Origin of the sequence: Amycolatopsis sp. CB00013 (assembly GCF_001905755.1) — a bacterium.
Lineage (GTDB): Bacteria > Actinomycetota > Actinomycetes > Mycobacteriales > Pseudonocardiaceae > Amycolatopsis > Amycolatopsis japonica.
The window spans coordinates 1,197,652-1,218,582 of sequence record NZ_LIWC01000002.1 but is presented as its reverse complement, the minus strand read 5'-3'; the positions used below and the strand labels follow the sequence as shown (position 1 = coordinate 1,218,582).

At 68.0% G+C, this 20,931-nt stretch carries 21 protein-coding genes; 11 read left to right on the top strand and 10 right to left on the bottom strand.

From position 1 onward, the window contains the following. Nucleotides 1-115 precede the first annotated feature (115 nt). The gene (locus tag AMK34_RS15925) at nucleotides 116-1,081 is read left to right on the top strand and encodes a FecCD family ABC transporter permease (RefSeq protein WP_241832777.1); all 966 of its coding nucleotides are present in this window, start codon (nucleotides 116-118) and stop codon (nucleotides 1,079-1,081) included. Beyond that, a complete protein-coding gene (locus tag AMK34_RS15920) occupies nucleotides 1,078-2,082 on the top strand; it encodes a FecCD family ABC transporter permease (RefSeq protein ID WP_073845854.1) in 1,005 nt (334 codons plus the stop codon). Before AMK34_RS15925 ends, AMK34_RS15920 begins: the two co-directional genes overlap by 4 nt. Here AMK34_RS15920 and AMK34_RS15915 read toward each other — a convergent pair. Genes AMK34_RS15915 through AMK34_RS15905 form a run of 3 tightly spaced genes read right to left on the bottom strand, consistent with a single transcriptional unit; the run spans nucleotide 2,079 to nucleotide 5,538 of the window. Next, complete coding sequence (locus AMK34_RS15915) at nucleotides 2,079-2,921, bottom strand: transglutaminase family protein (protein ID WP_073845853.1); 843 nt, start codon at nucleotides 2,919-2,921, stop codon at nucleotides 2,079-2,081. The two genes, AMK34_RS15920 and AMK34_RS15915, sit on opposite strands and share 4 nt — an antisense overlap. Then, nucleotides 2,918-3,865 (bottom strand): alpha-E domain-containing protein, encoded by a 948-nt coding sequence (locus AMK34_RS15910; protein WP_016338202.1) that lies wholly within the window; start codon nucleotides 3,863-3,865, stop codon nucleotides 2,918-2,920. Before AMK34_RS15910 ends, AMK34_RS15915 begins: the two co-directional genes overlap by 4 nt. Nucleotides 3,866-3,876: 11 nt before the next feature. Further along, the gene (locus AMK34_RS15905) at nucleotides 3,877-5,538 is read right to left on the bottom strand and encodes a circularly permuted type 2 ATP-grasp protein (protein WP_051972750.1); all 1,662 of its coding nucleotides are present in this window, start codon (nucleotides 5,536-5,538) and stop codon (nucleotides 3,877-3,879) included. Between the two features lie 209 nt (nucleotides 5,539-5,747). On the opposite strand from AMK34_RS15905, the gene AMK34_RS42680 reads away from it, so the two are divergent. The 4 genes from AMK34_RS42680 (at nucleotide 5,748) to AMK34_RS15890 (ending at nucleotide 8,703) form a co-directional block, all read left to right on the top strand. Then, nucleotides 5,748-6,035: a hypothetical protein gene (locus AMK34_RS42680; protein WP_143202458.1), complete on the top strand. Its 288-nt coding sequence runs from the start codon at nucleotides 5,748-5,750 to the stop codon at nucleotides 6,033-6,035. A gap of 217 nt (nucleotides 6,036-6,252) precedes the next feature. Beyond that, on the top strand, nucleotides 6,253-7,074 hold the full coding sequence (locus tag AMK34_RS15900) for a transporter substrate-binding domain-containing protein (protein WP_038521722.1): 822 nt from the start codon (nucleotides 6,253-6,255) through the stop codon (nucleotides 7,072-7,074). Nucleotides 7,075-7,144: 70 nt separating this feature from the next. Continuing rightward, entirely contained in the window at nucleotides 7,145-7,951 is an 807-nt protein-coding gene (locus tag AMK34_RS15895; RefSeq protein ID WP_038521719.1) for an amino acid ABC transporter permease, read from the top strand. Beyond that, complete coding sequence (locus AMK34_RS15890) at nucleotides 7,948-8,703, top strand: amino acid ABC transporter ATP-binding protein (protein ID WP_038521717.1); 756 nt, start codon at nucleotides 7,948-7,950, stop codon at nucleotides 8,701-8,703. The genes AMK34_RS15895 and AMK34_RS15890 overlap by 4 nt, the downstream gene beginning before the upstream one ends. Here AMK34_RS15890 and AMK34_RS15885 read toward each other — a convergent pair. From AMK34_RS15885 to AMK34_RS15870, 4 genes are read right to left on the bottom strand one after another with little or no spacing between them, the layout of a single operon-like run. After that, on the bottom strand, nucleotides 8,700-9,443 hold the full coding sequence (locus tag AMK34_RS15885; protein ID WP_073845852.1) for an ESX secretion-associated protein EspG: 744 nt from the start codon (nucleotides 9,441-9,443) through the stop codon (nucleotides 8,700-8,702). The genes AMK34_RS15890 and AMK34_RS15885 overlap by 4 nt on opposite strands. 1 nt (nucleotide 9,444) lies before the next feature. Beyond that, entirely contained in the window at nucleotides 9,445-10,647 is a 1,203-nt protein-coding gene (locus AMK34_RS15880; protein ID WP_038521711.1) for a hypothetical protein, read from the bottom strand. 3 nt (nucleotides 10,648-10,650) lie between these two features. After that, on the bottom strand, nucleotides 10,651-11,226 hold the full coding sequence (locus AMK34_RS15875) for a DUF3558 domain-containing protein (RefSeq protein ID WP_228694817.1): 576 nt from the start codon (nucleotides 11,224-11,226) through the stop codon (nucleotides 10,651-10,653). 35 nt (nucleotides 11,227-11,261) lie between these two features. Further along, nucleotides 11,262-11,765 carry a hypothetical protein gene (locus AMK34_RS15870; protein ID WP_073845851.1) on the bottom strand — a complete coding sequence of 168 codons (504 nt, stop codon included), beginning with the start codon at nucleotides 11,763-11,765 and terminating at the stop codon, nucleotides 11,262-11,264. A 373-nt stretch (nucleotides 11,766-12,138) separates the two neighbouring features. Between AMK34_RS15870 and AMK34_RS15865 the strand changes: the two genes are divergently transcribed. Beyond that, the gene (locus AMK34_RS15865) at nucleotides 12,139-14,484 is read left to right on the top strand and encodes a hypothetical protein (protein WP_038521703.1); all 2,346 of its coding nucleotides are present in this window, start codon (nucleotides 12,139-12,141) and stop codon (nucleotides 14,482-14,484) included. A 35-nt stretch (nucleotides 14,485-14,519) separates the two neighbouring features. Further along, on the top strand, nucleotides 14,520-14,981 hold the full coding sequence (locus AMK34_RS15860; protein ID WP_037334400.1) for an SRPBCC family protein: 462 nt from the start codon (nucleotides 14,520-14,522) through the stop codon (nucleotides 14,979-14,981). A 141-nt stretch (nucleotides 14,982-15,122) separates the two neighbouring features. Here the strand turns inward: AMK34_RS15860 and AMK34_RS15855 are convergent, their stop codons facing one another. Next, entirely contained in the window at nucleotides 15,123-15,692 is a 570-nt protein-coding gene (locus tag AMK34_RS15855) for a hypothetical protein (RefSeq protein ID WP_038521697.1), read from the bottom strand. A gap of 179 nt (nucleotides 15,693-15,871) precedes the next feature. On the opposite strand from AMK34_RS15855, the gene AMK34_RS15850 reads away from it, so the two are divergent. Genes AMK34_RS15850 through AMK34_RS15840 form a run of 3 tightly spaced genes read left to right on the top strand, consistent with a single transcriptional unit; the run spans nucleotide 15,872 to nucleotide 19,889 of the window. Beyond that, complete coding sequence (locus tag AMK34_RS15850) at nucleotides 15,872-17,680, top strand: NHL domain-containing thioredoxin family protein (protein ID WP_073845850.1); 1,809 nt, start codon at nucleotides 15,872-15,874, stop codon at nucleotides 17,678-17,680. A gap of 40 nt (nucleotides 17,681-17,720) precedes the next feature. Then, entirely contained in the window at nucleotides 17,721-18,014 is a 294-nt protein-coding gene (locus AMK34_RS15845; protein ID WP_007032412.1) for a GroES family chaperonin, read from the top strand. A gap of 30 nt (nucleotides 18,015-18,044) precedes the next feature. Next, entirely contained in the window at nucleotides 18,045-19,889 is a 1,845-nt protein-coding gene (locus AMK34_RS15840) for a VanW family protein (RefSeq protein ID WP_073845849.1), read from the top strand. 3 nt (nucleotides 19,890-19,892) lie between these two features. On the opposite strand, the gene AMK34_RS15835 is transcribed toward AMK34_RS15840, so the two are convergent. Together AMK34_RS15835 and AMK34_RS15830 are read right to left on the bottom strand one after the other, a co-directional pair. After that, nucleotides 19,893-20,609, bottom strand: a complete 717-nt coding sequence (locus AMK34_RS15835; protein WP_073845848.1) for a leucine-rich repeat domain-containing protein — start codon at nucleotides 20,607-20,609, stop codon at nucleotides 19,893-19,895. 22 nt (nucleotides 20,610-20,631) lie between these two features. After that, on the bottom strand, nucleotides 20,632-20,925 hold the full coding sequence (locus tag AMK34_RS15830) for a GlsB/YeaQ/YmgE family stress response membrane protein (protein WP_038521684.1): 294 nt from the start codon (nucleotides 20,923-20,925) through the stop codon (nucleotides 20,632-20,634). Nucleotides 20,926-20,931: the final 6 nt, after the last annotated feature.

Sequence of the window (20,931 nt, the reverse complement as noted above, 5' to 3'; positions counted from 1 at the left end):
GTCGAACCGGATTTCGTCGTTAGGCTAGCCTTCCCTTATCGTGGACGCCATGGTCCAGGTCACGGAGCGCGGCACGACCATGAGGACCAGCGTTTCTGTGAGAACGCTGGTCCTCGTGGGGTCCCTGACAGCGCTCGTCGCGGTCATCCTGCTGTCGATCGGCTTCGGCTCGAACCGCCTCTCGCTCGGCGAAGTCCTGCACGCCCTCTTCGCCTACGACGGGAGCTACAGCGACGTCGTCGTCCGCGACGATCGCCTGCCCCGCACGGTGCTCGGCGTCCTGGTCGGGATGGCGCTCGCGCTGGCGGGCTCGCTCATGCAGGCGATCACGCGCAACCCGGTCGCGGAACCCGGTCTGCTCGGCATCAACCACGGCGCCGCCGTCGCGATCGTGCTCGGCTCGACGCTGTTCTCGGTGACTTCGCCCGGCGAGTACGTCTGGTTCGCCTTCGCCGGGGCACTCGCGGGAACCGCGCTGGTCTCGGTGATCGGCGGGACACGCGGGGCGACGAGCCCGCTGAGGCTGGTGCTGGCCGGTGTCGCCGTCCAGGCGGTGTTCGTCGGGATCAACCAGGGCATGCAGATGGTCAACACGCACAACCTGCAGGCCATGCGGTTCTGGCTGGTCGGCTCGCTGGTGAACCGGAATCTGGATCAGCTGTCGGTCTTGCTGCCGTTCTTCGTCGCGGGGGTGGTGATCGCGATCGTGCTGGCCCGCGCGCTGAACGCGCTGGCGCTCGGTGAGGACACGGCACGCGGCCTCGGCGCGAATCCGGCGCTCGTCCGCGTCGCCGGGATGGTCGCCGTCGGTCTGCTTTCGGCGTCGGCGACCGCGGCCTGCGGGCCGATCGCCTTCGTCGGCCTGATGATCCCGCACGTCGTCCGCACGCTGATCGGCCAGGACGAGCGGTGGGTGATGCTGATTTCGGCGTTGCTCGGGCCGGTGCTGCTGCTCGGCTGCGACGTCCTCGGCCGCCTGCTCGGCTCGCCGGGGGAGATCCAGGTCGGCGTGATGACCGACGTCGTCGGCGGGATCGCGTTCGTGATCGTGGCCCGGCGCTTGAAGGCGGTGCGCCGATGACCGAGCTGGTACGCCGTGAGTCTGGTGTGGACAGACGATCGGTGATCGTCGTCGCCGTGCTGGCCCTGGTGACGCTGACGCTCGTCGTGCTTTCCGTCGGCACCGGCGACTACGAAATGAGCCCCGGCGAAGTGCTCGCCACACTCGCGGGTTCGGGTACGAAGGCGCAGTACCTGGTCGTCATGGGACGGCTGCCGCGGGTACTGGTCGCGATCCTCGTCGGGGCCGCGCTGGCGCTGGCCGGGGCGGTCTTCCAGACGATCACGCGCAACCCGCTGGGCAGCCCGGACGTCATCGGCTTCACCACCGGCTCGGCGACCGGCGGCATCGTGACCCTGCTGCTCTTCGGCTCCGGCCCCGGGCTGGTCTCCGTCGGCGCGCTGGTCGGCGGGCTGCTGACAGCGCTGGTCGTGATGGCCTTGTGCGCGCCGCACGGTCTGCTGAGTTCGCGGCTGGTGCTGCTCGGGATCGCGGTCAGCGCGGTATTGGTCGGCGTGAACTCGTATCTGCTGGTGAAGGCGAACCTAGAAGCCGCCGCGCAGGCCGTCGGCTGGCTGGTCGGCGACCTCGCCGGCCGCGACTGGGGCTTCTTCGTGCCGCTGGCGGTCGCGGTGGCGGTGCTCGCCCCGATCGTGTTCGTCAACGGCCGCGCGCTGCGCATGCTGGAGATGGGCGACGACACCGCCACCGGTATCGGCGTCGACGTCCACCGCGTGCGGCTGACCCTGGTGCTGGTCGCGGTCGCGCTGGCGGCCGCCGCCACCGCCGCGACCGGGCCGCTGCCGTTCATCGCGCTCGCCGCGCCCCAGCTCGCGCGCCGGATGACGCGTCTGCCGGGGCCCAACCTGGCGGCTTCGGCCTTCGTCGGCGCGGTGCTGGTCGTCGCGGCGGACTACCTCGGCCAGCGGCTGCTGGAGTCCTCGCTGCTGCCCGCGGGCGTCGTGGCGGCAGCCCTCGGCGGTGCCTATCTCCTCTGGCTGCTGCTGCGACGACGTGCCTAGGTCAGCCGGGTCAGCTGCACCGAGACGTCCAAAGTGGACTGACCGCCACCGGTGAAGATGCCCTTGAGCGGTGGTACGTCGGCATAGTCGCGGCCGTACGCGACCCAGACGTGCCGCGGCCCGACCGGGATCGCGTTCGTCGGGTCGTAGGCCCACCAGCCGCCGGTCCACACGTCGACCCAGGCGTGGCTTTCGCCTTCGACCGTCTCGCCGAGCTTCGCCTCCGGTTTCGTGTGCAGATACCCGGAGACGTAGCGCGCCGGGACGCCGATCGCGCGCAGCATCACCAGCGTGACATGCGCGAAGTCCTGGCAAACCCCTTCGCGCGCACGCCACGCGTCGGTCGCCGTGCTGTGCACACCGGTCGTCCCAGGCTGGTACTTCAGCTGCTGGTTGACCCATTCGCAGACCGCGAGCACGGCCTCCGCGGGGTCGAGCCCCTTCCGCAGTTCACGCGCGACCTTCGTCAGCTCCGGATCGCGGGGCGTGTACGGCGTCGGCGTCAGGTACTCGGTGCGGTGGTCAACCACGGTGTCGCCGCGCAGATCCTTCCACGTCGCCGAACGGACCGGCTCGCCTTCGTCGGCGGTCTCGACCACCGACGTCGCGAGCACGGTGAACTCGGTGTGCGGCGCGTGAAGGTCGAACGAAGTCACGACGGTGCCCCAGTAGTCCGTGTACCGGTAAGCACGGGTCGCCGGCGTCGTCTCGACCCGGTTCACGACCGTGGTCTGGCGCCGATCGGAGCGCGGGGTCAGCCGCGCCTCGTTGTACGACTGCGTGGCCGGGGTCGCGTACCGGTACCCGGTCCGGTGGGCCACCCGAAGCTGCCAGGTCACAGCGAAACCTCCGCACCGCTCCAGGCCACCCAAGGCGACGAATGGAAGTACTGCACCGAAACCGCGTCGCCGATGTCCTTGATCGAGGTCTGCAGGGCGCCGAGCCGTTTCGGCAGGTCCTCCAGCAGATCCGACGGCCGCAGGAACTCCAGCTCGCTGCGCGCGCGGCCGAGCTGCCGCAGCGCCTCGGACTTCTCGTTGGCACGCGAGTTGACGCCGGGGTCCAGCCGCTCCAGGCATTCCTCCGCCTGGCGCAACGCGTGGAACACCGAACGCGGGAAGAGCGTGTCCCGCAACAGGAACTGCACGACCCGGGCGGCGTCGAGCGCGCCGCGATAGGTCCGCAGGTACGTGTCCTGCGCGCCCGCCGAACGGAGCACGGTGATCCAGCCGGGTGACGACGCGCTGTCCTGCACTCGCGAGAGCAGCAGCCGCACCACCATGTCCGCGCGTTCGACCGAGCGCCCGAGCACCATGAACAGCCAGCCGTCGTCGCGGCTCATCGTCGAATCGGCGAGCCCGGCGAACATCGCCGCGCGCTCCTCCACGAAGGAGAGGAACGCGTGCGGCCCGGCGCGGCGCGCGTACCGCTGCCTGTCCGGCACCGCGTTCCACGTCGCGTTCAGGCATTCCCACAGCTCGGTCGAGACGACCTCGCGGGCACCGCGCGTGTTCTCGCGGGCCGAGTTGATCGAGCCGACGATGGACGCCGGATTGTCCTTGGCGTAGGCGACCAGTTCGGTCAGCTTCCACACGTCGAGGGTGTCCATGCCCTCCGGCGAGATGCCGAGGACGGCGAGCAGCTGGCGGCTCGCGTGGTCCGGGTCGACGCTCGCGTCTTCGAGCAGCTGATGCACGGAGACGTTGAGGATCCGGGAGGTGTCATCGGCGCGTTCGACGTACCGGCCGATCCAGTACAGCGATTCCGCGTTGCGGGCGAGCACATCAACCTCCCTTATGCCTGTTGTTGCTGCTGTTGCTGGGTGGTGGTCAGCTCCGGGCCCTGTTCGGCGACCAGTCCGTCCACTTGGGACAGTGCGCCGAGTGCGGGCCGTTCCAGTTCCCGTTCCGCCGTCGAGGATCGCGGCGCGAGCACCCAGGTGTCCTTGGAGCCGCCGCCCTGCGACGAGTTGACGACCAGGCTGCCCTCCGGGAGCGCGACCCGGGTCAGTCCGCCCGGCAGGACGAAGATCTCCTTGCCGTCGTTGACCGCGAACGGCCGGAGATCGACGTGCCGTGGCGCCAGTCTGTCGTCCACTTTGGACGGAACGGTGGACAGCTGGACCACCGGCTGGGCGATCCAGCCGCGTTTGTGCGCCCGGACCTTGCGTTTGAGCGCGGTCAGCTCGGCCTGCGTCGCCTCCGGGCCGAACACGATGCCGTACCCGCCCGAACCTTCGACCGGTTTGATCACCAGCTCGTCCATATGCTGCATGACGTGGTCGAACTCGTCCGGCAGCCAGCACCGGAAGGTGTCGACGTTGGGCAGCAGCGGCTTCTCGTTGAGGTAGTACTTCACCATCTCGGGCACGTAGGTGTAGACGAGTTTGTCGTCACCGACGCCGTTGCCGACCGCGTTCGCGATCACCACGTTGCCCGCGCGCGCCGCGTTGAGGATGCCGGCCACGCCGAGCACGGAATCCGGCCGGTAGTGCACCGGATCGAGGAACTCGTCGTCGATCCGCCGGTAGATGACGTCGACCTGCCGCTCGCCCTCGGTGGTGCGCAGGTAGACGACGTTGTCCCGGCAGAACATGTCGCGGCCCTCGACCAGCTCGACCCCCATCAGCCGGGCCAGCAGCGAATGCTCGAAATACGCGGAGTTGTGCACGCCGGGCGTGAGCACGACGACCATCGGGTCGGCGACGTTCGCCGCGGCCGCCGCCCGCAGCGCGCGCAGCAGATGCGAGGCGTAATCGCCGACCGGGCGCACCCGGTGCTGGGCGAACAGGTCCGGGAACACGCGCGCCATCGTGCGGCGGTTCTCCATCACGTACGACACGCCGGACGGGTTGCGGAGGTTGTCCTCCAGCACCCGGAAGGTGCCCTCCTCGTCGCGCACCAGGTCCACACCGGACACATGGATGCGGACGCCGTTGGGCGGATTGATCCCGAACGCCTCGCGCTGGAAATGCTCGCACGAGGTGATCAGCCGTCGCGGCAGAACGCCGTCACGCAGGATCTGCCGGTCGCCGTACACGTCGGCGAGAAAGGCTTCGAGCGCGCGGACCCGTTGCGCCACACCGCGTTCGAGTTTGCTCCATTCGGCGGTGGTGATCACGCGCGGCACCAGGTCGAGCGGGAACGGGCGTTCCTGGCCCGACAGCGAGAACGTGATGCCCTGGTCCACCATGGCCCGGTCGATCGCCGCCGACCGGGACGAAAGGTCCGCCGACGTCAGCGCGGAGATCGATTCGTACAGCGCGCGGTACGGCTGGCGGACCGTGCCGTCGGCGGTGAACATCTCGTCGTACGCGCCCGCGTGCGGCCGCGACGGCGAGAGATAGCCGTCGAACTGCGCCCCGGGTTTCGCCGCGCGCCGGGCCGACGTCGTCGTCCGCGGGCGGCGGCCCGCAGGGGGGAGACGGGGCGCCGAGTTGTTGTTCATGGGGGTCATCGTGACCTATGTACCCCGTTCGGCGCGAGATGCCCGGGTTGGCTTGGCGGAATGATCAGCCTGATGCTAGCCTCGCCGGGCGTATTCGAACCTGACTGGGGAAGGTTGGATTCTGTTCGGCGTTTCGCCATGCGTAAAACTCGTTGATTCGCGTATTACCTGCTGGATAAGCAGGCTCTGAATTTCACCTGCAATTTACAAGGGGAATTGTGAAGAATCTTGTGAAAACGTTCGTCGTGGCCGGTGCCGCAGTGGCGGCGCTGGCCGTTCCGGGTGTCGCGATGGCAGCTCAGGGCGGTGCCGCGGCGCCGTCGACCAGTGTCGGCGTAACGGATGTCACGAGTCGCTGGTGCGGTCACAACTACGATAGCTGTATCCGTGAGCGGAGCGAATTCGCCCGGTATTACAACGTCGGGCCGCTCGAGTACTTTCCTGTCGACCCCAGTTGTGCGGGTATCTGCTACAACGGCTACAGGTTCCAATATTGGCCCAAGTAGATAGGGCGGCGATGGGGCGCTTCGGCGCCCCATCGTGTTTCCCGTGCTGGGCCGGTTGAACCTCTGTCGCGACCCACCGGGACCGAGGTCGGCTCCCTCCCGTTGTCGGGACGATCTTCGCTGGAAACAGCGCTGTAACGTCTCGGTGCTGTGCTTGCCGCCGGATGAGTGGCACTATGCATGCTCTCGACACATGGGAACTACAAGGAGTGACGACGTGGCCCGATTGAAAGCGCTCGCCCTGATCCCGGCGCTCGCCCTAGCCGCGGGTGCGCTGACCGCGTGTGGCGAAGAAGGTGGGCAGAGCACCGCGGCCGGTGGCGTCCAGCTCGTCGCCTCCGGCAAGCTCACCACCTGCACGCACCTGCCCTACCAGCCGTTCCAGGTCAAGCAGGGCGACAAGATCGTCGGCTTCGACGTCGACCTGGTCGACCTCGTGGCGAAGAAGCTGGGCGTCGAGCAGAGCATCGTCGACATCGCCTTCGAGAACATCGAGTCCGGCGAGGCGATGAACACGGGCCAGTGCGACCTCGCCGCCGCCGGGATGACGATCAACGACAAGCGCAAGGCGAAGTTCGCCTTCTCCGACCCGTACTTCGAGGCGTCGCAGGCGCTGCTGGTCAAGACCGGTTCGCCGATCAAGGACCTGAGCAACGTCGCCGGCAAGAAGATCGGCGTCCAGTCGGCCACCACCGGCGCCGACTACGGCAAGGAAAAGGCCGTCGGCGCCGAAATCGTCACCTTCGACGACCTCGCGCTGCTGGAGCAGGCGGTGAAGAGCGGCCAGATCGACGCGGGCATCAACGACAACGGTGTGCTCTACGACTTCGTGAAGACGAACCCGGACACGACCGTCGTCACGGAGTTCAAGACCAACGAGTTCTACGGTATCGGCGTGAAGTCGGGTAACACCGCCCTCGTCAACCAGGTCAACGAGGTCCTCAAGGCTTCGGTCGCCGACGGCTCGTACGCGCAGATCTACCAGAAGTGGTTCGGCAAGGCGCCGACCTGGCAGCCGGGCAGCCCGGCCGCCGGTTGATAATCCGTCCTCTGTGGCCGGTGCCCAGTGCACCGGCCACAGGCTTGTCACCACCTGTTTGAGGAGAGAAATGGCTCTGAGCCGCCGCCAGCGACGATCGGCGTTCCGGTGGGCGCAGTACGGTCTGCTGCTGGTGATCGTCGTGGTGTTCGCGCTGCTGGCCGACTGGGGACGGCTGGGCAAGGCGTTCTTCGACCTCGAAGTCGCCGCGAAGCAGTTCCCGGACGTCATCACCGTCGCACTGAAGAACACGATCGTCTTCACCGCGCTGGGCTTCGCGCTCGGCCTCGGCCTCGGGCTCCTGCTCGCGCTGATGAGACTGTCTTCGGTCGGCCCGTACCGCTGGTTCGCGCGCGGGTACATCGAGTTCTTCCGCGGCCTGCCCGCGCTGCTGATCTTCCTGGCGGTCGGTGTCGGGGTGCCGATCGCCTTCCCGAACGTGTTCCTGCCGCGGAACGTGTCGATCATGCTGGCGCTGGGCATCGTGTCGTCGGCCTACATGGCGGAGACCATTCGCGCCGGTATCCAGGCGGTGCCGCGCGGACAGGTCGAGGCCGCGCGTTCGCTCGGCATGTCACCCGCCCGCACGATGATCACCGTCGTGATCCCGCAGGCGTTCCGGATCATCCTGCCGCCGCTGGCCAACGAGCTGATCATGCTGACGAAGGACTCTTCGCTCGCGTTCCTGCTCGGCACCACCCCGGCGCAGCAGGAACTCGCGCAGTTCAGCCGTCAGGCGCTGCTTGAGGCCAAGGGCCTGACCCCGATCGTCGTCGCCGGTCTGTGCTACCTCGTCATCACCATTCCGCTGTCGATCCTGCAGCAGCGGCTAGAGAAGAAATACGGAGCCGGAGTGCCCGGCGGAGGAACGGTATGAGCACCCAGACGATCGTCGAAGTTTCGGGACTGCACAAGGCGTTCGGCGAGCTCGAGGTGCTCAAGGGCATCGACCTGGAGGTCCAGCGGGGCCAGGTCGTCTGCATCATCGGCCCGTCGGGTTCCGGCAAATCGACGCTGCTGCGCTGCGTCAACCTCCTCGAGGAACCGCAGCAGGGCAAGATCGTGGTCAACGGCAGCGAGATCACCGACCCGGACGTCGACATCGACGGCGCCCGCACGAAGATCGGCATGGTCTTCCAGTCGTTCAACCTCTTCTCGCACTTGAGCGTGCTCGAAAACCTCACCGTCGCTCAGCGCAAGGTGTTGAAGCGCGGCAAGGAAGAGGCGGAGCGCGTCGCGCGGGAAAACCTCGCGAAGGTCGGGCTGGCGGAGAAGGAGTCTTCGCTGCCGACACAGCTTTCCGGCGGGCAGCAGCAGCGCGTCGCGATCGCCAGGGCGCTTTCGATGGATCCCGACGTCATGCTGTTCGACGAGCCGACGTCGGCGCTGGACCCCGAACTGGTCGGCGACGTTCTCGCGGTCATGCGGCAACTCGCGCAAGAGGGCATGACGATGCTCGTCGTCACGCACGAAATGCAGTTCGCGCGTGAAGTGGCCGACATCGTGCTGTTCATGGACGGCGGCGTCGTCGTCGAGCAGGGCTCGCCGGACCAGGTGATCGGGGACCCGCAGGAGGAGCGCACGAAGACGTTCCTCTCGCGGGTCCTGAACCCGAACCACCAGGGCTAGCGTCCGCGAAGCTGCGACTCCAGCTGGACGACCTTCGCGACGATTTCGTGCGGCCCGGCGCCCATGAGGCTCACCCAGCCCTTGGCGTCCGGGCCGAACACGACGCGGCCGTGTTCGGTGTCCATCCAGCCCGGCGGCCTTTCGACGCGTTTCCGGTTGCCGCCGCCGTCACGGATGGCGACGTAAAGCCGTCCGAAGAAGGTGTACGGCGACCGGATCCACTGGAGGATCTTCTTGGCGTCGCGGATGCTCGGGCCGCTGCCGGTGAGCATTTCGCCCTTCATCAGGACCTGAAGATCGGCTTCCGAGCAGTTCAAAGACGGCGTGCGCGCGGCGGGCGCCTCGGGGAGCAGACCGGTGAAATCCTGCGCCAGCGTGTCCGGCCGCGTCGGTGTCAGGTAGACGACCTTGTCGACCAAAACGACGTTGACCGCTTCCCGGCCACTGCCCGCGGCGCGAACCGTCCGTTCCCGTCCCTCGGACTTCACCCACGAGTAGTACTCCACCGCCGGCCGCTGCAGGAAGCGCAGTGTGTCGAGGAATTCGTCGTCGATCTTGCCGCGCCTGAGCAGTCCCTGTCTGTCCAATTCGGACTGCGCGGTGGCGGCGAGCTCGCGCCGTTCCTCGGGCAGATACCACTGCGCGCCGCGGACGAGCGTCGGATGGATGTCGCCGAGATTGTGCTGGTCCAGCAAGGTTTCGTAGGTCTGGAGCGTCAGTTCGACGGGTTTCTGCAGCACGTTACGCGCCGATCACCGGCGGAACCGGCTTGTCACCGTCGTAACCGCCGAAGAGGGAGTCGCCGTCCTCTTCCTGCAGCGTGATCTTGCGCTGGTGCTCCTCGTCCTCGCCGCCCTTGCCCTTGCCGGCACCGGCGCCCATCCCGCCGCCGCCCATACCCGGCGCGCCGGCACGACCCGCCGCCGCGGCGCCGCCCGCCGGCGTACCGCGCATCGGCCCTTCACCGGGCATTGCGGCGCCGACACCGCGACCGGGCCCCATGCTCCCCGGCCCGCCCGTCGACCCACCCGGCCCGAAACCGCCGCCGGGCCCGAAACCGCCACTGAATCCGCCCGATCCCGGCCCGAATCCGTTGCCGCCACCGGGCCCGCTCCCTGGCCCGGGACCGAACGAGGGCGGTCGGTGGTCGCCCGGCCGCACCTGCGTTTTCGGGTCCCAATGGGACAGTTGGGTCCGATCGTTCGGCTGTGGTGACGGAACCGGACGCGGCACCTGCGGCACCCTCGGCGCCGGCGGAACCTGCGGCGGCCTCGGCGCCTGATACCCCTCGGCCCCCGGAGGCGCGCTGTACGAACTCGGCCCGCCGGTGTACCCACCCGGACCACTGTGCCGCCCGGAGTCGCCCGGCCCGCCGCTGAACCCGCTGACCTTGGTCTGCCCGGGATCGATCGGATCCGGCGTGATCGGCCCCGCCGAAACGTTCGGATCATGTGCGGCGGGATAAACCGGCGCGAGCGACTGCTGCCGCGGCTGGGTGCTCTGGTAGTACGGCTCGTAGATCTCGACGTTGTGCTTGGTGTCCGAGTCGAACTTCGCCGCCGCGATCTCGTCGTCACTCGCGCCGATGGACAGGATGTCGCCGGGCCCGTTGTCCCCCGCGCGTTCCTTCTCGACGGGACGGACATTGCCGCGCGTGTAATGGAAAGAGGCGTTCTGGTCGTACATCGACTGGCGAGCGCGGTCCATGTTCTCGCCGGCGATCTTGGAGGTCGCGATGAGCGGGGCGAGGCCTGCTGTTCCGCTGTCGGCGGCCTTGCCCTTCCAAAAGGACGTCAGCGCCGTTTGGCTGGTCTCCATGGCCTTGCTGAAGTTTTCATGGAACACCATCAACTTGTGTGAGGCGACCTGCGCCTTGTCGAGGGTCTCCGTCGTGGACGGATTGGCGTTGAGTTTGGTGAATATCTCCCAGCCGCTATAGGTCATGGCCTAAGCTCCTTTGAGCTTCTTGATCGCTGCGGCAGCAACCTTGGTAGCGAGACCACAGGGATCGGACAGCATGGGGTTTCCAGTGGCCAGGAGCGGCGTGACCGTATAGGTAAGGTCGTCACGCACGCCTACCGCGAGTACGCACCGCCCCTTGCCTTCTCCGCCGTTGTCGTAGATGACGCCTGGATATCCTTCGATCGAGTCGATCGGCTTGAAGGTGGAGAGCCCGCCCTGCGCGTGTTTCGCGTAGAGGCTGCTCAGCCCCTCCTTATTGCCAGGCAGAAGGCCTGCGGTCACGCTGCTTGGCCCGGCCTCGAAGATCCAGCCGCAGCTTTTTCCGAAAGTCCCGTCGTCGACCTCTGTCTTCTCGACCTTTCCGCCGAGTTCCTCGATCTGAGCGGTGGCCACCGTGCTACACGGGTCCGATTCGGCTTGGGTGGTGTTCAGAATCGGATTCGTCACAGCAGGAGCGCCGTTCGCCGGTAGCCGGGCCGACGTGGGCGCGGTCGGGGCGGCTGAGGTCGCATCGCCCGTCTTTGGATCGCTGCATCCGCTCATCAGCAGCAAACCGCTCACTGCGGCTACGGACACGAACTTCCTGGCGTGGGGCATCAGTCGGCCTTCCCGATCTGGCGGAGTGCGTCGATGGCTGCTTGATCCTGGTTCTGGTACGCAGTCCGGATTTGCCTCAAAGTGTCCAGGTACGAGTTCGTGTAGTCCCAGGCCCCCTGCATGAAGGCCTGGTAGGAGCTTCCCGAGTTGTTCGCAGCGGCCGTGTATCCCTCGCTGCCGACTTCATGGCCCGGCGGCTGGATCTGATTCAGTACGTCGGCCTCGCGACGTGCCTTCCGGAAGTCGCTCTCGAGGCAGTCTTCGAGGGACTTGATCACGGCGTCCATAGCGGCAGGATCGAACTCCCAGCCACCATTCGCCGAGGCGGCTGCGAAGTCGGCCTTCGCTTGTCCGCTGCCCAGTTCGCCGTAATTCGGCGGCGGAGGGGACGGCGGCGCTGCGGCAGCGCCCTGAATCAACCCCGAGTTCGGAGGAGGCGCCTGCGGCCCCGGCCCGTTGATCTGGTCGTAGACCCCTTGGGGGCCGCTTCCTGGTCTCGTCATTTCGTGCCTCCCCGCACGGGTCGCGATGGGGCGCGACCTACCCGTAGTTCCCCGATGACTCCGATCGGTGACGATAGCAGCAGGTAAACCGTTGATCAGCCCCTTCGTGAAAGATCACCATCGAAAGATGGGAAGTCGGCGTGATTTGTCTTGACTCCGGTGAGTGACCGCGGCGGTGAAACAGGACACCGGCGGCGAATCCGCCCAAGATCACCACCGCGGACGCAAACGGCCTGTTCCAGCACCCGGGGCGGCCGTTCTGCCGTCGCGATCCCGTGGCAGGTTCCGGTCCACTGTCCCGGGCCACTTGCGAACCCCGTGCGTGATCGGCTTCGCTGGGGGCCGAGGAACGACGGGGGAGGGAAGCGAAACGATGCCGGGTTTTCGGCGCAACAACGGGCCGCGCGATCCGGGGGAAGGTGACCAGAACGGCGACACGTCCTTGCCGCCGCTCGACCCGTTCGACCCGAACCCCGACAAGCGGTACGAGGTTCCGGCGTCCGAGCTGATGAAGCCGGGGACGACGGGGCTGCTCCGGTGGCGCCGCCAGGCGACCAACGCGCCGATCGTGCAGGTCGAGGACGCGTACATCACCGGGACGCTCGATCTGCGCGCCGCCGACATCAAGTATCTGTTCCGGTTCGAGCGGTGCCGGTTCGAGCATCCGCCGGACGTCCGTGAGGCGCATCTGCTCGGGCTCGTGTTCCGCAAGTGCTGGCTGCCCGGGCTCAAGGCGCGCAACCTCCGCACCCGCAACGACGTCCGCCTCATCCGCAGTGTCGTGCACGTCGACGCCGAACACGAGATCGAGGAGACCACGGTCCAGCGCGGTGACGATCGCGAGCGCGGGATGCCGAACGCGGCGGTCAATCTCACCGACGCGGTCATCGAGGGTTCGGTCGTACTGACCCGCACGGTGATCACGCATCCTCGCGGCAAGGCGATCCAGGCCGACCGGGTCAACATCGTCGGCGCGCTGCTGGCGTATCGGTTGGTGGCCAACGGAGAAGTCCGCATCCCGGGTATGCGGGCCGGCGGTAACGTCAACTTCTCCGGCGCGACGCTGAACAACCGCGACGGCTTCGCGCTCAACGGCAACGGCATCCACATCGGCGGCAGCCTGCTGTGCGAGGTGGACAACTACGGGCCCGCCGCGCAGCGGAAACGCTTTTCCGCCAGTGGGATCATGTACTTGCCGAGCGCCACTGTGGACAGTGACATCATCCTGCGCGAGGCCAAGCTCTCAGTGAACCAGTCCGGGCCGATCGTCGTCGACGCGTGGAAATCGAATGATCCGTACATCGATCCGCGGCCCGCGTTGGTCGCGGACCGCTCGACGGTCAACGGGAACCTCGAGCTGAGCGATGGCATGCAGGCCACCGGGACGCTGCGGATGGTCAACGCCCGCATCGGCGGTTCGCTGCGGTTGGCGGGCGCCGAGGTCCAGGTCGTCCGCGGGCAGAGCATTCCTTACTACGACCGCGCGATCCATCTCGACGGGACCACCATCGGCGGTGATCTCGAGGCGACGAGCCTGCGGGTGCCGTCCGGGCAGTTGCGCATGGCCGACATCACCGTCGGTGGGAACGTGCTGGCGTGGAACTCGATGTTCCTGCACCCGCGCCGCGACGTCTTTTCCGCGCGGCGCGCGAAGATCGCGGGCAACTTCCAGCTCACGGACGCGACCGTCCAGGGCACCTTGCGGTTGCAGGGCGCCGAGATCGGCGGCAGCGTGAACCTCTTCGGCACGAGCCTGACCGAGCCCGGCGCGCGCACGCGGACCAGCTACTCGCTGGACGTCCGCACCGCGCGGATCGGCCGGGATCTGATCCTCACCGAGAACAAGGAACGTCCGTTCGTCGCGCAGGGCGGGGTCAACCTCGACGGCGCGCAGGTCGCACGACGCGTCGACTTCCGCGGCGCGCGGCTCGGTTCCCTGCCGCAGCACGGGATCGCGCTCGACGGCAGTGACGTGTCCGCCGACGAATTCCTGCTCACGCCCGCCGTCCCACCGGACGGCCGGATCGTGTTGCGCCGGGCGCATTGCGGGACGCTGGGCGACAACGAGGCGTTCTGGGCGTCGGCGACGGGGATCGAGCTGGAGGATTTCCGTTACGACGCACTGCAAGAGGACATCGCGCTCGACGACGACCGGGCGATCGACCATCGGATCGTGTTGCTGCGCAAGGCGATGGACGGTTACCGACCGGGCCCCTACGACCAGCTGGCGGCGACGCTGCGCGCGTCCGGTAATGAAGAGCACGCCTCCACGGTGCTGCTGAAGAAACAGCAGTTCCGGTACGAGGCGCTCGCGAAGGGCTTCAAGTTCTTCGGGCCCGGCGTGCACGTGTGGAGCTGGTTGCAGCGGTCGATGGTCGGCTACGGCTTCCGTCCGGTGCGTGCGCTCGGCTGGCTGTTGACGTTGTTGGTGCTGGGCAGCCTGTGGTTCGGGTTCGGGGTCGACGACTGCGTCACCAAGCCCAATCTCACGGTGAGCGGGCCGCGTTGCCTGGTCAACCAGGACGACACCGGGCTGCAGTGGAATCCGGTGCTGTACACGATCGACCTGCTGGTCCCGATCGTCGACTTCGGCAACAAGTCGCGTTGGTACATGCACGGCATGGACAACTGGGTCGCGGCCGGGTTCACCGCGTCGGGCTGGGTGCTGGCGACCACGGTCGCGGCCGGGATCAGTCGCATGCTCCGTCGGGACAACTGAGGGTATTTCACATACCCTCAGTACGGAGGTATGTCATGACAGAGCCCAGCGCCACCGGAAAGATCGCGATCGCCGCCCCGCCCGAGAAGGTGTATTCCCTGGTCAGTGACCCGGGTGCGCTCGCGGGCATGGCCGAGGAATACGAGGGACACCGCTGGGTCGGCGCCGCGGGGGCCGCCGTCGGCGCCAAGTTCCGCGGCCGAAACCGCCGTGGGCTCCGCCGCTGGAGCACGCTCTCGACGATCACGGACGCCGACGAGGGCAAGCGGTTCGCGTTCGAGGTGACCACCGTCGCCGGCCTTCCCGTCGCGCGCTGGCAGTACGACATCGAGGCGTCGGGTGACGGTTGCGTGGCCGTCGAGAGCACGTGGGACCGGCGGCCGGGCTGGCTGCGCGGGCCGACGTCGCTGTTCACCGGGGTCTGGAAGCGGGACGACGCCAACCGGGCGAACATCGCCGCGACGCTGGCTCGGCTGAAGGCCGCCGCCGAGTCCTGACCCATACCACGGCCGGTCCCGGATCACCGAAAAGAGCAAGGGACCTTTGCTACCACGTGGGGCACATGTGGTGACGAACGATCCTCAACGCCACCACACCTAGCGGTCCCGCCCCACAAACTCAAGTCATGAACGGGCCGTTCATTCGACGAACCGCGACCAGAACTCGACGTGCCGCGGCCCGCCCTCCGGCGGCGGGCCCAGCGGCTGGCCGCAGAAGTCGTGCTGCAGGTATCCCCGCAGGTCGTAGCCGTAATAGACGATGTCGGTCTGATACACCGACAGCACCGGATAGCCCGTGCTCCCGGCGATCCCGGGCAGATACCGGTGCCCGCAGACGGGTACCAGCTGCGGCGCGAGCGCCAGATGCGATCGCGCCCGTGAAAGCGCGTCGGCGAGGTCGATCGGGCGCATGCCCCAGTCCGGCAGCCAGAAGCCGTTGTGTTCGACGTCGTAAAGCACCCCGTCGACCGGCCAGTCCAGGCGTTTTCGCAGCTGGTCGGGGTTGCCGCAGCGCCAGTCCGGCCAGCGGTCGCCGATCGGCACCCCGGCGGACAGGAACGTCCGGTGGTCGGCGGCGAACCGGAAGCCGAAACGGGCTTCGACGTCGTCGAGCTCGGCCTCGCTCAACCCGGGACGCACGGGTTCGGCCAAGCTCGCCTGGAGGTCGTGTGCCTCCTCGATGGTGAAGGCGTGCTCAACAGTGGACATGTGTTCGAGCCTAAATTGCGCATCGCGAAGGCGCCTTCCCTTTTAACACCACTCCCTCATCACCCACATGGGCCTCCTCCCGAGGGGTGAGCTCGCCCTCTCAACGCCTGGACCTCGGAACAGCACGGCCGCGGGTGTAGTTCACTCATGTCGTGACTTCCCCACGAACGCAGTCCCGTGTGCGCGCCCCCGAGCTCGCCGGTGACGGGTGGCTCAACACCGGCGGCGAGCGGATCACGCTCGCCGGGCTGCGCGGCCGCGTCGTCCTGCTGGACTTCTGGACCAGCGGCTGCATCAACTGCCTGCACGTGCTGGACGAGCTGCGCCCGCTGGAGGCCGAGTTCGCCGACGTCCTGGTGACCATCGGCGTGCATTCGCCCAAATTCCTGCACGAGGGCGAGGCGGCCGCGATCGAGGCCGCCGTGCGGCGTTACGAGGTGCACCACCCGGTCCTCAACGACCCGAAGATGGCCACCTGGTCGCAATACGCGGTCAAGGCATGGCCGACGTTGGTCGTAGTCGACCCCGAGGGTTACGTCGTCCACGTCGCCGCCGGCGAGGGGCACGCCGAGGCACTGCGCCGGGTGATCGCCGACCTCGTCGCGACCCACGAGGCCAAGGGCACGCTCCGCCGCGGCGGCAGTCCGTACGTCCCGGCCGAGGAGCAGCGCACCGAGCTGCGGTTCCCGAGCAAGGCCGTCACCACCGCCGAAGGCCGCATCCTGGTCGCCGACACGGGCAACCACTCCATCGTCGAGTTCGCCTCCGACGGCGAGACGATCATCCGCCGGTTCGGCAGCGGTGAGCGCGGCGCGCAGGACGGGCCGTTCGACCTGGCGAGCTTCACCGAGCCGTCCGGGATCACCCTGCTGCCGTACGAGGTCGCCGAACGCGCGGGCTATCACGCCGTCGTCGCCGACACGGCCGGGCACCGGCTGCGCGGTATCGACCTGATCACCGGCGAGGTCTCCACGGTCGCCGGCACCGGCCGCCAGTGGCGCGACGGCGTCGACACCGGCAAGGCGCTCGACATCGACCTCACCAGCCCTTGGGACGTCGCCTGGTGGGGTCCCGCGGGCGGCGTCGTGGTCGCCATGGCGGGCAACCACACGCTGAGCGTGTTCGAGCCGGTCTCGGGCACCATCCGCCGCTTCGCGGGCACGACCGTCGAAGGCCTTCGTGACGGCGACGTCCACGAAGCGTTCTTCGCGCAGACGTCCGGCCTGACGCCCCACGGGCAGAAGCTGTGGCTGGCGGACGCGGAGACGTCGGCGTTGCGCTGGATCCAGCCCGAGGGCGAGACGTTCACCGTGCACACCGCGGTCGGCGTCGACCTGTTCTCCTTCGGTCACGTCGACGGACCCGCCGACAAGGCCCTGCTGCAGCATCCGCTCGGCCTCGCGGTCCTGCCCGGCGACACCGTCGCGATCGCCGACACCTACAACGGCGCCATCCGCCGCTACGACCCGCTCACCCGCCAGGTGACCACGCTCGCGACCGGGCTCGCGGAGCCGTCCGGGCTGCTGGTGCACGACGGCGAACTGCTGGTCGTCGAGTCGGCGGGCGGCCGGATCGGGCCGGTGCCGCTCGGGGAGCAGGCCGTGGCCGGGGACGCGCACGCGGTCCGCCGTCCGCCGACCGTGCTCGCGCCGGGTGAGCTGGAGTTCTCCGTCGTCTTCACCCCGCCGCCCGGCGAGAAGCTCGACGACCGCTTCGGCCCGTCGACGCGGCTGGAGATCAGCGCGTCGCCGCCGGAACTGCTCGCCGACGGCGCCGGGGTCGGCACGGACCTGTTCCGCAAGCTCCGCTTCGCAGAGGGCGTCACCGGAGGGGTGCTGCAGGTCGTCGCACAGGCGGCGAGCTGTGACGACGGCGGCGAGCATCCCGCTTGCCGCATCACCCGCCAGGACTGGGGTGTGCCGGTGCGGTTCGAAACCGGCGGAGAAAGCGTGCTGAGCCTGGTCATGGCGGGCGACCCGGGTAAGTAGAGTCGTACTTGTGTCAGAGCGGCCGAAACTCGAGATTCAGATGCTGCAGGACAGGGTGCTCGTGAAGCTGTCCCCCGAGGACGGGGAGCGCCGAAGTTCCGGCGGCATCGTCATCCCCGCCACCGCGCAGGTGGCGCGGCGGCTCGCGTGGGGTGATGTACTGGGCGTGGGCAACAGTGTGCGGAACGTCAAGACCGGCGACCGCGTGCTGTTCAACCCGGACGACCAGCACGAGGTCGAGATCCAGGGCGAGGGGCACCTGGTGATGCGGGAACGCGACATCCACGCCGTGGCGACCGAACGGACCGAACACGGCACGGGGTTGTACCTGTAACTCGAGCCACGGGAGGGGTGGTGAGGGGCGGTGCGCGAAGACCATGACGAGCCGGGCGCCGACCTGTTCACCGACGATCTCCTCTCGGCCCCGGAAACCGACGAGGGCCTGGTAGACGAGCTCTTCGAGGGCGACAGGGTGGTGCATCCGCCGCCGACGCCCGCGTCGAAGTTCCGCAAGGGCCTCGGCAAGGCCCTCATGGTCACCGGCGTGCTCATGGGCCTGTTCGTGCTCCTGTACGCGGTCGATCTGATCGTCAGCGCCGGGGACGTCCCGCGCGGCGTCACGGTCGCGGGGATCGACGTCGGCGGTCTCACGCACAAAGACGCCGAGTCGAAACTTCGCCGTGAGCTGGAGCCGAGGCTGATCGAGCCGGTGCGGGTGCGGGCGGGCGACGTCCGCACGGTGCTGTACCCGACGTCCTCCGGTCTCGGCCTGGACTGGCCGCAGACGCTGGGCCGCGCCGGTCATCAGCCACTGAGCCCGTACACGCGGCTGATGTCGTTCTTCACCAGCCGCGAGGTCGGTGTCGTCACCTGGACCGACGCGCCGAAGCTCGAAAAGGCCGTCTCGGACCTCGCCGCCACGAAGCTGAACCGCCCGCCGGTCGAAGGGAACATCACCTTCCAGCCGGTCGCGGGCACCGACGGCGGCGTGGTCCCGGCCGCGGTCGAACCGCGCAACGGGCAGACCCTCACCGACCTCAAGGAGGCCGTCACCGCGGTCACCGAGGGTTGGTTGAGCGACAACGGTGTCGAGTTCAAGGTGAACGTCGCGCCGGTGAAGGCGACTTCGCCGGGCGTGCACGCGGCGCTCGTCAAGATCGTCGTCCCGGCCGTCGCGAAGCCGCTGGTCATCCGCGGCGAAGGCAAGGACGCGACGCTGAAACCGGATGTGATCGCGGGGTCCTTCCAGTTCGCCGCGCGCGACGACGGCAACCTCGAAGTCCGTATCGACCAGGGCAATCTGCGGGCGGTGGCGCAGCCGCAGCTCAAGGAGACCGAGACCGACGGCGCCGACGCGCAGATCGTCTTCGTCGGCGACAGGCCGGCGGTCCAGCCGTCGAAGGACGCGAGGAAGGTCAACTGGGACCTCACGTTCTCCTCGCTGACCTCGACGCTCGCCAAGAGCGAGGAGCGGGAGCTGAAAGCGGTCTACGACGCCAGCAGCCCGGCCGTCAGCACCGAGGCGGCGAACGTCCTCGGCATCAACGAGGTCATCGGCGAGTTCACCACGTCCGGTTTGAGCGGGCCGGCGATGACGAACGTGCAGACGCTGGCCACCAGGGTCTCCGGCGCCATCGTGAAGCCGAACGAACGGTTCAGCCTCGGCGCGCGCTCCGGGGCGAGGACGGCGGACGCGGGCTACGTGCCCGCCCCGGTGAACGAGGACGGCACCGGGCCGGTCGTGGTCGGCGGCGGCGTCTCGCAGCTCGCGACGACGCTCTACAACGCCGCGTACCTGGCGGGCCTCGCCGACGGCGGCCATCTGGAGCACGACAACTACCTGGACCGGTATCCCGTCGCGCGCGACGCCAAGGCGATCACCACCGACGGTTCGCCGGTCGATCTGCAGATCGTCAACGACGCCCCGACCGGGATCGCGCTCCAGGTGATCCCCGCGAACGGCTCGGTGACGGTGCGGATCTGGGGTACGAAACGGTTTTCGGTGCAGAGCGTCGCCGGCGTGCGGCACTCGTACGTCCCCCAGCCGGTGCAGATGGGCTCGGGGCCCGGCTGCGTCCCGGATCCCGGCGCGGCCGGGTTCAGCACCTCGGACACCCGCGTGCTCGTCGACGTCGTCACCGGTACGGAGGTCCGCCGGGAGACCCGCAACGCGACCTACTCGCCGAGGACCGCGATCATCTGCGCCTGAGCTTCACCGCAGCACCATGCAGCCCCGCGCCTCGAAGTCCGCGAGCCACGGAGGTTCGCGCAGTTCCTTGTTCCACCGCAGATCCAGTTTGTCCAATTTGGACAGCCGGGTGATGGATTCCGGCAGCGAAGTGAGTCGGTTCTCCCACAGGTCCAGCTGACGCAGCTCGCTCAGGTCCCCGATGGAGGACGGCAAGGAGGTCAGCAGGTTCTTTCGCAGATGCAGTTCGCGTAACGCGGAAAGCGTCCCCATCGATTCCGGGATCCCGGTCAATCCGTTGCCGTACAAGCGGAATTCACGCAACGACGTCAGGCCGGACAGATCCTCCGGAAGGGTGGCGATGCGATTGTCCGTGCACCCCAGGTATTTCAGCCGTCCTAGCGAACACAGCGCGGCGGGGAACTCGGTCAACCGGTTGTCGCTCACGTAGAGGTATTCCGTCAGCCCGGAAAGCTCGCCGAGTTCGTCCGGTAGGACGGAAAGTTCGTTGTGCCCCAGATCCAGCGTGTGCAGATTCCGCAAGGCGCCGATGGCGGAGGGGACGGAGGTCAGCCGGTTGGTGGCCAGATTCAGCACGCGGAGCCCGGAAAGCGACCACAGCTCGTCGGGAACGGACGTCAGCCGGTTGTCGTACAGGTCCAGGTACTCCAGCGTCGCCGGGAGGGAGATGCCGGACAGGGAGGTCAGCCCCTGGCCACCGAGTTCGAGTCGAGTGGTCACAGGGGCCGACCGTAGTCCTGGGTCAGGTCGCGGCGCGATGCCCGCCCTTGATCTTGGCGTAGATCGCGGCCGCGGCGATGACGCCGACGATGGCCGCGCCGACCTGGAAGGCGTGCCGGATCCAGTCGATGCCCGCGGTGTCGCGGACGCCGAACACGCCGGCCAGCCAGTTGCCGATAAACGCGGCGACGATGCCGACGACGATCGTCAGCCACATCGGGATCTTCTGATCGCCGGGCGCGATCATCCGGCCGATGACGCCGAGGATCAGCCCGACCACGATCGTGGTGATGATGCCCCAAAGGCCACCCAACATGGTCCC

Excerpts from the sequence above, each read along its gene's own strand:
- AMK34_RS15830 (WP_038521684.1), bottom strand. The coding sequence starts at position 20,925 with ATGTTGGGTGGCCTTTGGGGCATCATCACCACGATCGTGGTCGGGCTG.
- AMK34_RS15890 (WP_038521717.1), top strand. The coding sequence starts at position 7,948 with ATGAGCACCCAGACGATCGTCGAAGTTTCGGGACTGCACAAGGCGTTC.
- AMK34_RS15865 (WP_038521703.1), top strand. The coding sequence starts at position 12,139 with ATGCCGGGTTTTCGGCGCAACAACGGGCCGCGCGATCCGGGGGAAGGT.
- AMK34_RS15880 (WP_038521711.1), bottom strand. The coding sequence starts at position 10,647 with ATGACCTATAGCGGCTGGGAGATATTCACCAAACTCAACGCCAATCCG.
- AMK34_RS15860 (WP_037334400.1), top strand. The coding sequence starts at position 14,520 with ATGACAGAGCCCAGCGCCACCGGAAAGATCGCGATCGCCGCCCCGCCC.
- AMK34_RS15895 (WP_038521719.1), top strand. The coding sequence starts at position 7,145 with ATGGCTCTGAGCCGCCGCCAGCGACGATCGGCGTTCCGGTGGGCGCAG.
- AMK34_RS15920 (WP_073845854.1), top strand. The coding sequence starts at position 1,078 with ATGACCGAGCTGGTACGCCGTGAGTCTGGTGTGGACAGACGATCGGTG.
- AMK34_RS15870 (WP_073845851.1), bottom strand. The coding sequence starts at position 11,765 with ATGACGAGACCAGGAAGCGGCCCCCAAGGGGTCTACGACCAGATCAAC.
- AMK34_RS15855 (WP_038521697.1), bottom strand. The coding sequence starts at position 15,692 with ATGTCCACTGTTGAGCACGCCTTCACCATCGAGGAGGCACACGACCTC.
- AMK34_RS15905 (WP_051972750.1), bottom strand. The coding sequence starts at position 5,538 with ATGACCCCCATGAACAACAACTCGGCGCCCCGTCTCCCCCCTGCGGGC.
- AMK34_RS15845 (WP_007032412.1), top strand. The coding sequence starts at position 17,721 with ATGCTGCAGGACAGGGTGCTCGTGAAGCTGTCCCCCGAGGACGGGGAG.